At 68.5% G+C, this 11577-nt stretch carries 12 protein-coding genes and 1 pseudogene; 9 read left to right on the forward strand and 4 right to left on the reverse strand.

Annotated elements, in window-relative coordinates; translation table 11 throughout:
* Positions 1 to 148 precede the first annotated feature (148 nt).
* The 4 genes from ASE66_RS14905 to ASE66_RS14920 are packed head-to-tail and all read left to right on the forward strand — an operon-like array spanning position 149 to position 4136.
* Entirely contained in the window at positions 149 to 847 is a 699-nt protein-coding gene (locus ASE66_RS14905) for a GntR family transcriptional regulator (RefSeq protein WP_057190489.1), read from the forward strand.
* Positions 844 to 1794 (forward strand): isocitrate lyase/PEP mutase family protein, encoded by a 951-nt coding sequence (locus ASE66_RS14910; RefSeq protein WP_057190490.1) that lies wholly within the window; start codon positions 844 to 846, stop codon positions 1792 to 1794. Before ASE66_RS14905 ends, ASE66_RS14910 begins: the two co-directional genes overlap by 4 nt.
* Before the next feature lie 13 nt (positions 1795 to 1807).
* Positions 1808 to 3193 (forward strand): FAD-dependent oxidoreductase, encoded by a 1386-nt coding sequence (locus tag ASE66_RS14915; protein ID WP_057190491.1) that lies wholly within the window; start codon positions 1808 to 1810, stop codon positions 3191 to 3193.
* A gap of 16 nt (positions 3194 to 3209) precedes the next feature.
* Complete coding sequence (locus ASE66_RS14920) at positions 3210 to 4136, forward strand: LysR family transcriptional regulator (protein ID WP_057190492.1); 927 nt, start codon at positions 3210 to 3212, stop codon at positions 4134 to 4136.
* 7 nt (positions 4137 to 4143) lie between these two features.
* Here the strand turns inward: ASE66_RS14920 and ASE66_RS14925 are convergent, their stop codons facing one another.
* Genes ASE66_RS14925 through ASE66_RS14935 form a run of 3 tightly spaced genes read right to left on the reverse strand, consistent with a single transcriptional unit; the run spans position 4144 to position 6540 of the window.
* On the reverse strand, positions 4144 to 4863 hold the full coding sequence (locus tag ASE66_RS14925; protein WP_057190493.1) for an SDR family NAD(P)-dependent oxidoreductase: 720 nt from the start codon (positions 4861 to 4863) through the stop codon (positions 4144 to 4146).
* Positions 4856 to 5917, reverse strand: a complete 1062-nt coding sequence (locus tag ASE66_RS14930) for an LLM class flavin-dependent oxidoreductase (protein ID WP_082613468.1) — start codon at positions 5915 to 5917, stop codon at positions 4856 to 4858. Before ASE66_RS14930 ends, ASE66_RS14925 begins: the two co-directional genes overlap by 8 nt.
* Positions 5914 to 6540 (reverse strand): NADPH-dependent FMN reductase, encoded by a 627-nt coding sequence (locus tag ASE66_RS14935; protein ID WP_057190495.1) that lies wholly within the window; start codon positions 6538 to 6540, stop codon positions 5914 to 5916. The genes ASE66_RS14930 and ASE66_RS14935 overlap by 4 nt, the downstream gene beginning before the upstream one ends.
* 425 nt (positions 6541 to 6965) lie before the next feature.
* Here ASE66_RS14935 and ASE66_RS14940 point away from each other — a divergent pair, with 425 nt between their 5' ends.
* Genes ASE66_RS14940 through ASE66_RS14955 form a run of 4 tightly spaced genes read left to right on the forward strand, consistent with a single transcriptional unit; the run spans position 6966 to position 10360 of the window.
* A complete protein-coding gene (locus tag ASE66_RS14940) occupies positions 6966 to 7949 on the forward strand; it encodes a Bug family tripartite tricarboxylate transporter substrate binding protein (protein ID WP_082613469.1) in 984 nt (327 codons plus the stop codon).
* Positions 7946 to 8431: a tripartite tricarboxylate transporter TctB family protein gene (locus tag ASE66_RS14945; protein ID WP_057190497.1), complete on the forward strand. Its 486-nt coding sequence runs from the start codon at positions 7946 to 7948 to the stop codon at positions 8429 to 8431. Before ASE66_RS14940 ends, ASE66_RS14945 begins: the two co-directional genes overlap by 4 nt.
* Positions 8431 to 9930 carry a tripartite tricarboxylate transporter permease gene (locus ASE66_RS14950; RefSeq protein ID WP_057190498.1) on the forward strand — a complete coding sequence of 500 codons (1500 nt, stop codon included), beginning with the start codon at positions 8431 to 8433 and terminating at the stop codon, positions 9928 to 9930. The genes ASE66_RS14945 and ASE66_RS14950 overlap by 1 nt, the downstream gene beginning before the upstream one ends.
* Positions 9920 to 10360, forward strand: coding sequence for a nuclear transport factor 2 family protein (locus ASE66_RS14955; protein WP_057190499.1), 441 nt, complete (start codon positions 9920 to 9922; stop codon positions 10358 to 10360). The genes ASE66_RS14950 and ASE66_RS14955 overlap by 11 nt, the downstream gene beginning before the upstream one ends.
* A gap of 626 nt (positions 10361 to 10986) precedes the next feature.
* Here the strand turns inward: ASE66_RS14955 and ASE66_RS32505 are convergent.
* Positions 10987 to 11124 (reverse strand): annotated as a pseudogene (locus tag ASE66_RS32505) (IS110 family transposase); the annotation flags it as partial.
* Between the two features lie 110 nt (positions 11125 to 11234).
* Between ASE66_RS32505 and ASE66_RS32905 the strand changes: the two are divergent.
* Positions 11235 to 11577 (forward strand): hypothetical protein (locus tag ASE66_RS32905; protein WP_210178640.1); only part of this gene is annotated, 343 nt, incomplete at its 3' end.

Genomic DNA, 11577 nt, shown 5'->3' on the forward strand with positions numbered 1-11577 from the left:
TACAGACATTTTGATTCCCGACCAGCCGGCAGCTAAACCAAAGTCGCGGTATATACGGCACCGGTCACGCGAGGCCCTGCTTGCGTGCTTCCAGCGAGTACCCTTCAAAACTGTTGACACATTTTTGAGCCGCTCCTAACGTTCACGCATGGACCTGCAGGAAGCGGCAACCGGCGAACGGCGCCCCGAGACGCTCGGCGAAGGGATCTTCGGCCGCATTCTCGAGCTGATCTACAGCACCGAGCTCGCCCCCGGCATGGTCGTCAACGAATCCGTGCTGGCCACGCGCTTCGGCGTCAGCCGCGGGCCTGTCCGCGAAGCCATCCGCCGTCTCCAGGGCATCCAGCTCGTCTCACGCGAACCCTTCCTGCGGGCGCGCGTCGTCTCCCTGTCCGCCCAGGCGATCCTCGAGCTCTTCCAGATGCGCGAGGCGCTCGAAGGCTATGCCTGCCGCCTCGCCGCCCAGCGGATGAGCGAGGCCGAGATCGATGCGTTGATCGCCGATCTCGAAGCCGCCCATTCCGGGCGCCAGCCGGAAGGCGCGCGCTTCGACTTCCACGAGCGGGTCGTCCGCGCCAGCGGCAACAGCCGCATCATCGACAGCCTCTGCGGCGATCTCTACCACCTGCTGCGCATCTACCGGCGCATCTCCGGCGCCGTGCCGGAGCGCAAGGAGCTCGCCTTCACCGAGCACTGGCAGATCCTGCGCGCCATCAAGATGCGCGACGGCGCCCTCGCCGAATCCCTGATGCGCTCGCATGTCGAGCGCGCCGGCCGCCATGTGCTGGCCCAGGTCCCCGAAACTCCATCCATTGCTGCCGCCGAGGCGGAGAAACGAGCATCATGATCGCCAGACGCGAGATTTCGGCTCCAGCCGCCTTCCGGGCCCTGCTCAATTCCGGCGAGTTCCTGGTCTCGCCCGGCGTCTACGACGGCTACAGCGCCCGCCTGGTCGAGGCCGCCGGCTTCAAGAGCGCCTGTACCAGCGGCGCCGCCATCGCCAATTCGATCCTCGGCGTCGAGGATCTCGGCATGATGGGGCTGAACGAGAACGTCAATCACTGCCGCCAGCTCGCCCGCTCGATCGCGATCCCGCTGACCTGCGACGCCGACAACGGCTACGGCAACCCGATGAACGTGCACTATACCGTGCAGATGTTCGAGGAGGCCGGCGCGGCTGGCGTCAACCTGGAGGACCAGGTCAGCCCGAAGCGCTGCGGCCACATGCCGGGCAAGGAAGTCGTCTCCAAGGAGGAGATGGTCAAGAAGATCGAGGCCGCCTGCCTAGCCCGCCGCGACGACGACTTCGTCATCATCGCCCGCACCGACGCCCTCGCCGTCGAGGGTATCGACGCGACGCTGGAGCGCATCCGCGCCTATGTCGCGGCCGGCGCCGACGCCATCTTCCCCGACGCTGTCAAGACCGAAGACCAGATCGCCCGCGTCGTCGAGGCGGCCGGCAGCAAGCCGGTCTCGATCAATATGGGCTTCGGCATCCGCCCGCGTCCGACCACGCCGCTGATCCCGCTGCCGCGCCTCAAGGAGCTCGGCGTGCGCCGTATCAGCCTGCCGCGCATGCTCCCGGCCGCCGCGATCAAGGCGATGCAGGAGGCGCTCTCGGTGATGCGCGGCGTGATGGAGACCGGCATCCCGGCCGATCGCTCCGACCTGCTGGTCGGCATCGAGGAGATCTGGAACCTGATGGGCTTCCCGGCCATGCAGGCGCTGGAGAAGCAGCTCCTCACCACCGATCACTACGAGACCAAGTACAAGACGACGGCAAAGGCCTCCTGAGGCAGAGCGGACCATGGCGCCCGCCGAGCCCGATCTCGAAGTCGATGTCCTGGTGATCGGCGCCGGCGGCTGCGGCCTTGTCGCGGCGCTCGCCGCGCATGAGGCCGGAGCCGAGGTCGCGGTCGTCGAGAAGCTGCCGCGCCTTGCCGGCAACACCATGCTGTCGAGCGGCTCGATCCCCGCTGCCGGCACACGCTTCCAGGCTGTAGCCGGCATCGCCGACGACCCCGCCCGCTTCGCCGCCGATCTGCGCCGCACCGCCGGCCCGCACGAGGCCGAGGCGCTGGTCGACCGCCTCGCCACGATCTCGGCGCCGATGGTCGAATGGCTCGCCGATGCGCTCGGCCTACCGATCGAATTGATCGGCGCCTACCGGCATGTCGGCCACAGCGTCAACCGGCTCCATGCCGTGCCCTCGCGTCGCGGCACCGACCTGATGCAGGGGCTCTGGCAGGCGGCGGAGACGCGCGGCATCCCGGTGGCACTGGCCACCCCGGCGACCGCCCTTCTCGTCGAAGATGGTGCCGTCCGCGGCGCGCGGATCCAGACGCAGGGCAGCGAGGAGAGCCTGATCGCGGCCAAGGCGGTGATCCTCGCCTGCAACGGCTTCGGCCACGACCGGGAACTCATCGCCCGCCACGCCCCCGACATCGCCGGGGCCGAGTATTTCGGCGCGCTCGGCAGCGATGGCGAGGCCGTACGCTGGGGCGAGGCGCTTGGTGCCCGCTTAGCCAATATGGGCGCCTACCAGGCCCATTCCGCCATCGCACAGCCGCATGGCGAGCTCGTGACCTGGACTGTCGTCGAGAAGGGCGGCGTCATCGTCGACGAGACCGGCCGGCGCTTCGCCGACGAAACCCTCGGCTATTCCGCCTTCGCAGCGCCGGCGCTGGCGCGCGGCGGGCGCCTGTTTGCGATCTACGACAGCCGCATCCGCGAGGCCACCGCCGCCGGCCAACCGGATTTCGGCGTGCTCGTCGCCCATGGCGGCGCACCCGATTTCGCCAATGCCGACGCGCTCGCCAACGCTTGCCGCCTGCCGACGGATGCGCTCGGCGAGACGTTGGCGCTGGCTGCCGGCGCGGCCAATGGCGATCGGCTTGATGCTCTAGGTCGCAAGGCCTGGGGCATGGGGCCGCTGCAGGCGCCGTTCGTGGCGACGCGGATCGCGCCGGCGCTGTTCCACACTCAGGGCGGCCTGCTCGTCGACGAGGAAGCGCAGGTGCGGCGCGAGGATGGCGGCGTCGTGCCAGGCCTCTATGCCGGCGGCGGCGCTGCCGCCGGAATCAGCGGACGGGCGGGCGGCGCCGGCTATGCCTCCGGCAACGGCCTGCTCGCCGCGCTCGGCCTCGGCTTCATCGCAGGGCGGGCAGCGGCCAGCAAAGCGCGAGCGGCCTAGAGGGCGGGCGCAGCGGATGGATCTCAGGGCGCTGCGCTATTTCCGGACCGTCGCAGAATGCGGCAGCTTCAGCCGCGCCTCGGAGATGCTGCGCATCTCCCAGCCCGCCGTGAGCCGCACCATCCGCGAGCTGGAAGCCGAGCTCGGCAAGGAACTGCTTGAGCGCGGCCGCGACGGCGCCAGGCTGACCGAAGCCGGCCGCATCCTGTTCGAGCACTCCGCCCAGCTCCTGCGACAGGTCGAGCAGGCCGCCAGCGACGTCCGCCGCGGCTCGGCCGCCTTGACCGGCCGCCTCACCATCGGCATGCCGCCGGGCGTCGGCCATCTGCTGGCCCCGCCTTTGCTCGCCCGCTTCAGCGCCGCGCATGAGCAGGTCGAGATCAAGATCGTCGGCGGCTTCTCGAGCCAGCTCCACGACCTGCTCGCCCGCCGCCAGCTCGATCTCGCCTTCGCCCATGATCCGCTGCCGCAGCGCGGCCTCAAGGTCACGCCCCTGCTGCGCGAGGAGGTCTTCGTCGTCGGGCTCCCCGGCAGCCTCGGCGGCGGCACCGGCGGATTGCCCTCGGCCGAGATCGTCAAATTGCCGCTGATCCTGCCCAGCCGGCCGAACGCCTCGCGCCGGTTGCTCGACGCCTGGGCTGCCCGCGAAGGCCTGTGGATCGACGCCCGCTACGAGGTCGACGACCACGTCATCACCAGCGGGCTGGTCAAGCGTGGCCTCGGCGTCAGCCTGATGACCCGCGCCACCCTCGCCGCCGGCATGCTCGCCGGGGACACAGACATCCGCCCGATCGCGCCGCGTGCCTATTGGCCGCTGGCGCTGGTCGAGCTCGATTTGCCCTCGCCCCCCGGCATCGCGAGCGAATTCGCCCGGATCGCCCGCGAGATCGTACGCGAGATGACCGAGCAGGGAGGTTGGCCGGGCGCGATCGGCCCGGAATGACCGGGCGCTAGCCGGGAGCGACCAGCGAGGCCCCGCCGCAGACATAGAGCGTCTGGCCGGTGATCGCCCCAGCCTCCGGCGCCAGCAGGCACTGCACGAGATAAGCGACCTCGTCCGGTGCGATCAGCCGCCCGATCGGCAGCGAGACGGCGGGCGCCTCGCCGCGGCCGGGATCGCACAGCATCGGCGTGTCGGTCGCTGCCGGCGCCACGACATTGACGGTGATCCCGCGCGGCGCGAGCTCGAGCGCCAGGCTGCGGGCAAGGCCATGCAGGGCGGCCTTGGTCGCGGCATAGGCGCCGCGCCCGGGCCGGCCGAGGGCACCCCGGCTCGACAGCAGCACGATGCGCCCGCGGGTATCGGGCAAGGCCGGCGCAAGTTCGCGCAGGATCGCGATGGCGGCGCCGACATGCAGCCGCCAGAGCGTCTCGACATCCTCGTCGCGGATGTCGGCGATGCGCCCCGTCCGCATCAGCCCGGCGCAATGCACGAAGGCGTCCGGCCGCTCCACCAGGATTTCCGGTAGGACACTCGCCAGCGCCACGGCATCGAGCAGGTCGAGCGGGATCGTGCGCAGGCCGGCAGCCTCCGCCTCAGGCGGCGCCGGCTGGCGGTCGATCCCGGTGACGCGCCAGCCTGCCGCCAGCAGACGCTGCGCCAGCGCAAGGCCGATCCCGGACGAGCTGCCGGTGATCAGGGCATGGCGAGATGTCGCTGCCTCAGCCATGGGCCGGCTCCGGTTCCGGCTGCATCGCCCCGGCATCGATCACGAGCCGCTCGCGCAGCAGCGGGACGACCTTGTCCGCGAAGGCCGCGAGCCCCTCCGCCATCGGGTGGAAGCGCAGCATCAGGCAATCGACCCCGATGCGCTGATAGGTCTCGATCCGCTGCGCCAACAGCTCCGGCGTGCCGACGAGGCCGGCGCCGAGCCCGCGCGCAGCCACGGCGGCGATACGGCTGCGCTTGCCGTAGTCCAGCATCTCCTCCGCCTGGGCATGGGCGTCGTCCAGCGTATCGGCGCAGATCACATGCGCGCTGAGCCCGATCCCGAGCTCGCGCTGATGGCCGGCGGCGAGCGCCTTCATCTCGGCGATCTCCTGCGTCATCGCCGTGAGATTGTCGTCGTAGAGCCGGTAATCGGGCACGTAGTCGGCGAACCAGACATCGCAACTTTCCGCCACCAGCGCCTTGCCCTCGGGCGAGCGGCTGGCGGCATAGATCGGCGGTGGCGAGCGGCGCGCCTTCAAGGGCAGGCTCGCCTTGTCCACGTTGTAATAGCGGCCGCTGAACGAGAATACGTCTTCGGTCCAGAGGCCGCGCAGCACCCGGACGAATTCGCCCAGCCGCGCTGCGCGGTCTGCGCTGCTCTCCAGCCAGCCGCCATTGCCGAACAGGTTCAGCTCGTCCGGCCACCAGCCATTGACCAGGTTGATCGCAAAGCGCCCGCCGCTGATCCGGTCGAGCGAGGCGCCCATCTTGGCCACCGCCTGTGGCGTGACGATGCCGGGATGGGCCGCGACCATCAGCTCCATCCGCCGCGTGCGCTGCGACAGCGCCGAGGCCATGACCCAGGCTTCGAGATCCGGCCCGAGCCAGCGCTCGGCGATCAGTGAGATCGAGAACCCGGCCTCCTCAGCCTGCTGCAGGATGCGCGCCGCGAATTCGAAGGACGTATCGGCCGCTCCACCAGCGCCGGCCGTGCCGAGCTCGGCGATCGCGCGCTCCATCTCGGGTTCGGAGCGGATGGTATGGGGCAGTGGAGCCCAGATTCCCAGTCTCATGGCGCGGTCCCGGTCGACGTGAGGGTGGCGGCGCGCTGCACCGACGCCAGACCGGCGAGCGCCGACGCTTGCGATTGGGCGAAGGCAAGCACCTGCTCGCCGACGCGGCCGAGATCGGCGGCGACCGCAGGGTCGCTGCAAGCTCCGCCTGCGAACAGGCCGGGCACGGTGCGGATCGTTGCACCGTACGGCGTCGGCCAACCGCGCAGGGCGTGCGCGATCGTCCGCAGCGTCGCCAGCGTCTGGCCTGCCGCCTGCCAGCCGGCGGCGCAGGTGATCAGCCCGATCGGAACGCCGTCGAGATAGGGCCGCGCCTCCCCCGACAGCTCCTCGGCATAGTCGAGCGCGTTCTTGATCAGGCCGGAGATGGTGCCGTGATAAGCCGGGCTTGCGATGATGAGCCCGTCGCAATGCATCAGCGCCGAAACTAGCGCTGCAGCACCTGGATCGCGGCTCGCGACGCCCGGTTGATAGAGCGGCAGCAATAGCTCGCGCCCGGCGAAGATGCGGATCTCGGCCTGGTCCCCGATTGCCTCGCAGGCCTGGCGCAAGGCGAGTTCGGTCGAGGATTGCTCACGGGGCGTGCCGCCGATGCCGACGATCAGCGGCTTGACGGTGGGCATTCTCGCGGGAGGGGACGTGGCCAGCATGGTCTCCGCTCGAACAGGACAGATCGGCATCACGAAACCGGGTCGGCGAGCTGACGTCCAAGGCCGTTTCGTCATCGCCCCATAAGCGGATTGCATGCAGGCCTGCGAGATACTGTTGACACTATTGACGATAGGCCTTGCGCCATCTCCAAAGCGCACCACGCCCCCACAACACCAACCTCAATGACGGATGACCATGAGGCGCTGTCGATCCGGGGCTTGAACTGACAATGTCCGTTTGACCGCCTGCTTTCGAGATACGTGCCGAAATATGCGTCAGCCCGCGCCGCAAGAAGTGTTGACATTTTCTTGCATACAGCAAAGGCTCAGGCATCGCGCCTGGCCTGGGCACCTTGCCCGCCACGTGCCGATCAGGCCGGAACGAGGGAAGAAGAACGATGAGCGGGATGGACGATGCGGGGATCGGGAGGCGCGCCCTCCTCGGCGGGCTGGCCGCAACGGCCGGGCTCGGCCTGGCGAGCAGAGCGGCCTGGGCTTTTCCGACGCAGCCGGTCACCTTCGTCGTGCCCTATGCTCCCGGCTCGACCGACCAGTTCGCCCGCGCCTTCGGCACCGAGATGGAGAAGATCCTCGGCAAGACCGTGCTGGTCGAGACCCGGCCCGGCGCCGGCGGCACGATCGGCGCGAACTACGTCGCCAAATCGGCCAAGCCCGACGGCCACACCCTGCTGTTCTCGACCTCGGCGCCGCTCTCGGTCGCGCCGCACCAGAACCAGTTGCCCTATGCAGTGTCCGACCTGCGACCGGTCGCCCGCGTCGGGCTTGGCCCCAACGTCATGGGAGCCCGCATCGGCGCGCCCTTCAACGACGTGAAGAGCCTCGTCGCCTATGCCAAGGCCAATCCGGAGAAGGTCACCTTCGGCAGTGCCGGCACCGGCGGCGGCACCCATCTCTCGGGCGAAGCCTTCGCGCTCGCCGCCGACATCAAGCTGACCCATGTGCCCTTCCCCGGCGCGACGCCCGCGGTGGCGGCGACAGTCGGCGGCACCATCGACCTCGCGCTCGGCTTCGCCCAGTCGATCGTACCGCAGGCCAAGGGCGGCCGCATGGTCGCGATCGCCCAGTTCGGCAAGACGCGCGCCAAGATCCTGCCGGATGTGCCGACCTTCGCCGAATCCGGCGTCGACCTCGCCCTCTCGCCGCTGGTCGGCATCTGGGCCCCGAAGGCCACGCCCGACGCGGTGGTGCAGCAGCTCGCCGCAGCGATCGAGAAGGCCGCCACCGGCCCGGCCGTCGTCGCCTTCGCGCAGAGCACGATGACCGAAGTCGAGTTCGCCGGCCCCGACGTTTTCGGCCGCGAGATCGCCGAGGAAAGCGCGATGATGAAGCCGTTGCTCGTCAAGCTCGGCCTGGCCAAATGACCGGAAAAGCGAGCAGCCTCGGCGAAGCCCTGCGGCCGCGCCTCGCGGCGGTCGTCGGCGTGCTTTGCGGCCTGATCGGGACCTTCGCCTCGCTGCAGCTGCCGCTCGGCACGAGCCGATTGCTCGGCCCCGGTGCGGTGCCGCTGCTGCTCTCCCTGGCGATGACCGGCCTGAGCCTCGCGCTGCTCCTCAAGCCGGGTGCGGGCGAAACCGACGCGGATGAGGACGGTGGCGGCCTGCACGGCGCGGCGATGGTCGCGCTCGTCACGCTGATGATCGGCGCCTTTGCGCTGCTGCTGACCTGGCTCGGTTTCATCCTCTCCGCGACGATCCTGATGTACGGCCTCTACGCCATCGGCGAGGAGAAACTGGTCTCCGCGAAAGCCCTCCTCCGGGCCGTGCTGACCGCTCTCGCCGCCTATCTGCTCTTCGTCGTCGCGCTCTCGGTCAACATGCCGGCCGGCTCGCTCTGGGGTTACTGATGGAAGGCTTGCTCGGAGGGTTCATCGTCGCCCTGAAGCCGATGAACCTGGTCTTCTGCTTCGGCGGTGCGCTGATCGGCACGCTGATCGGCGTCCTGCCCGGGCTAGGGCCGACAGCGGCGATCGCGATGCTGCTGCCGCTGACCATCGGGCTCGACCCGGTCTCGGCGATCATCATGATCGCCGGCATCTATTACGGCGCCAGCTATGGCGGCTCGACCACCGCGATCCTCGTCAAGATCCCCGGCGAGGCGCAGAGCGTCGTCACCTGCCTCGACGGCTACAAGATGGCGCAGCAGGGCCGCGCCGGCGCCGCCATCGCCATCGCCGCGATCGGCTCCTTCGTCGCCGGCACGGTCGGCGCGGTCGCCATCGGCCTGATCAGCATGCCGCTGGTCGAGTTCGCCATCCGCTTCGGGCCGGCCGAGAACCTGTCGCTGCTGCTGCTCGGCTTCATCGTCATCCTGGTCCTGGCCAAGGGCAACGTCGTCAAGTCGCTGATAATGATCTCTGCCGGCCTGATGCTCGCCATGGTCGGGCAGGACGTCATCACCGGCCAGCCGCGCTTCACCCTCGGCATCCCCGAGCTCACCGACGGCTTCGGCGTGGTCGTGGTCGCGATGGGCATCTTCGGCCTCGGCGAGGTCTTCGAGAACGTCGAGAAGTTCCGCACCCGCTCGATGCAGGCGGTGCCCGTCGGCAGCCTGATGCCAACCAAGGAGGACTGGAAGCGCTCGGCCATGCCGATCGCCCGCGGCTCGGTGCTCGGCTTCCTGATCGGCCTGCTGCCGGGCGGCGGGGCGACGCTCGCCTCCTTCATCTCCTATGGCGTCGAGAAGAAGTTCACCAAGCACCCGGAAGAGTTCGGCAACGGCGCGGTCGAGGGTGTCGCCGGGCCGGAAGCCGCCAACAATGCCGGCGCGGCCGGCTCCTTCATTCCGCTGCTCGCGCTCGGCCTGCCGGGCAACCCCGTCACGGCCCTGCTGCTCGGGGCGCTGATCGTCCACAACGTCACGCCCGGCCCGCTGATGATCCAGGAGCGGCCCGAGATCTTCTGGGGCGTGATCGCCTCGATGTATATCGGCAACGTCATGCTGGTGCTGCTCAACCTGCCGCTGATCGGCATCTGGGTGCAGCTCCTGAAGGTGCCCTATCGCGCCCTCTATGCCGCGCTGATCCTGTTCATGATCATCGGCGCCTACTCGCTCAACAACAATCCGGTCGAGGTTCTGCTGCTGCTGCTGTTCGGCGCGCTCGGCTATGGCCTGCGCAAGCTGCGCTTCGACACGGCGCCGCTGATCCTGGCCTTCGTGCTGGGCGGCCCGATCGAGTTCAACCTGCGCCAGACCATGATGCTGGCGCGCGATCCGCTCGACTATCTGATGGGCCGGCCGATCGCCCTGACCATCCTGGCGTTCGGGCTTCTGCTGATCGTGCTGCCGATGTTCTCCAAGGTCCGCCAGAAGCTGATGGTGGCGAGGGCGGTCAATGAGCTCTGAGGCGATCGTCTCGCCCGCCTTGGCAGCCGGCCGTCATAAGGGACCAAGAGCGCTGGCGCTGGGCTACCTCGCTGCGATGGAACGGCGCGACCTCGATGCCGCCCGAGCCTTCGTCACCGAGGATGCCGATTTCATCTTCCCCGGCGGTGCCCGGCGGCGTGACCTCGCGGCCATCGTCGCGGGTTCGTCCGGGCGCTATCGCAGCATCGCCAAGCATGTCGAGCGCTGCGATCTCTGCGAGGCGCCGGACGGCAGCGCGGTCGTGTACGTTCTCGGCAGCCTCTACGGCCAATGGCCAGATGGCGCCGCCTTCTCCGGCATCCGCTTCGTCGATCGTTTCGAACTCGTTGGTGGATTGATCCGGCGGCAAGAGGTCTGGAATGACAGCGCGGAAGCACGGCTAGCAGCGCAGATCATCAGCAACTGCTGACCACCCGGAAGCGCTTGCGCAGCCGCGCTCTTCGCCATCGAAAGACCGCGCCCCGCAAACCCGCTGCACCCATTTTCGGAAGCTTTGGCGTCCGAAAATGGGGCATTGCATGGGTCGTACACAATCTGCCATGTCTTGACCTGCGGGGAGTATGGCTCGCTGACGGCGGTCACGGCTCGCTCACTGGCGGATGACAGGCTCTCAACGCTGCGCTATCTGCGCCCGCGTCGCGAACCAGTCCGACGGCTTGTTCATCACATAATCGAGGAAACGACCAGGCCGGTGCAGCGGCCGCCGTTGATGGCTGAGGGCAGGCATTCACGGTCGGGCGGAAGCATCAGGTCGCGACCGGATGCAGCCGGCGGCCGTTCTGTGGGTTCAAGGCAGCTCTGGCAGTTCCGCCGCCAGTTCGACGTGTCGCGCGATGGCGTCGATTGTGAAGGCCTCATGCGCTATCGGGCGAGCAAGCTGGACTGCGATGCCTGTTCTCTGAAGCCGCGATGCTGTCCGAAAGCGCCCGCCCGCAAGCTCCTGCGCGCCCCTCGGAAGAACCCATCGACCGTGTCGCCGAGCATGCAAGTCAATCGTCAAGAGCAAACGAGGGCTGCTCAATGCAATTGGGTAATCGGCGTCTTGGCGAAGAACGCAAGGAGCTGCACTCGTCGAACCTGCCGCCGGACGACGACAACGCCGCTCTGGTCGACGCCGTGAACCTGAAACACCGACTTCGCGATATCCAACCCGATCGTGGCTGCCTGATCCATGCTCTCCTCCATCTCTGCGAGAGCTTACGCTCCCGCGGGGCTGGAGAGCCGTCCACAGCATCAAAAGCGGAACTTGGCGCGCCGTCCGAATGCAGTCCTCTGGATCTGTAGTGATTGGCGAACTGCAGAATCAATTTTTCCGGAAAGCTGATCGATCAGAAGACGACCTTGTTGGCACCGTTGAGCTGGAGCCGCTAGCGGGCATCATTGGGCGTCGCGATCTCCCGCCCGAGGCCATCTTCGCCGGGCGGCATGCACCTGATGGCATTCGATTTCGCGCGCGGGCCGGGCTCGAGCCAGAGGGCATCCTCCAGCCCACAGATGCGGTTGTTTTAGGGAGGCGCGCACCATCTTTCCGCCGAGCGATCAAGCCCGGCGGATCGTCTTCGTATTTGGCAATGGAGCCGATGGGACCGGCGCGGGACTATCGGGAGGCGATCGCCGTCATCTCGA

It is taken from the genome of Allobosea sp. Root483D1 (assembly GCF_001429505.1).
Lineage (GTDB): Bacteria > Pseudomonadota > Alphaproteobacteria > Rhizobiales > Beijerinckiaceae > Allobosea.

Bases quoted from the DNA above. Each gene is read 5' to 3' on its own strand.
- ASE66_RS14955 (WP_057190499.1), top strand. From the start codon at position 9,920: ATGAGCTCTGAGGCGATCGTCTCGCCCGCCTTGGCAGCCGGCCGTCAT.
- ASE66_RS14935 (WP_057190495.1), bottom strand. From the start codon at position 6,540: ATGCCCACCGTCAAGCCGCTGATCGTCGGCATCGGCGGCACGCCCCGT.
- ASE66_RS14930 (WP_082613468.1), bottom strand. From the start codon at position 5,917: ATGAGACTGGGAATCTGGGCTCCACTGCCCCATACCATCCGCTCCGAA.
- ASE66_RS14945 (WP_057190497.1), top strand. From the start codon at position 7,946: ATGACCGGAAAAGCGAGCAGCCTCGGCGAAGCCCTGCGGCCGCGCCTC.
- ASE66_RS14950 (WP_057190498.1), top strand. From the start codon at position 8,431: ATGGAAGGCTTGCTCGGAGGGTTCATCGTCGCCCTGAAGCCGATGAAC.
- ASE66_RS14910 (WP_057190490.1), top strand. From the start codon at position 844: ATGATCGCCAGACGCGAGATTTCGGCTCCAGCCGCCTTCCGGGCCCTG.
- ASE66_RS14915 (WP_057190491.1), top strand. From the start codon at position 1,808: ATGGCGCCCGCCGAGCCCGATCTCGAAGTCGATGTCCTGGTGATCGGC.
- ASE66_RS14905 (WP_057190489.1), top strand. From the start codon at position 149: ATGGACCTGCAGGAAGCGGCAACCGGCGAACGGCGCCCCGAGACGCTC.
- ASE66_RS14925 (WP_057190493.1), bottom strand. From the start codon at position 4,863: ATGGCTGAGGCAGCGACATCTCGCCATGCCCTGATCACCGGCAGCTCG.
- ASE66_RS14920 (WP_057190492.1), top strand. From the start codon at position 3,210: ATGGATCTCAGGGCGCTGCGCTATTTCCGGACCGTCGCAGAATGCGGC.
- ASE66_RS14940 (WP_082613469.1), top strand. From the start codon at position 6,966: ATGAGCGGGATGGACGATGCGGGGATCGGGAGGCGCGCCCTCCTCGGC.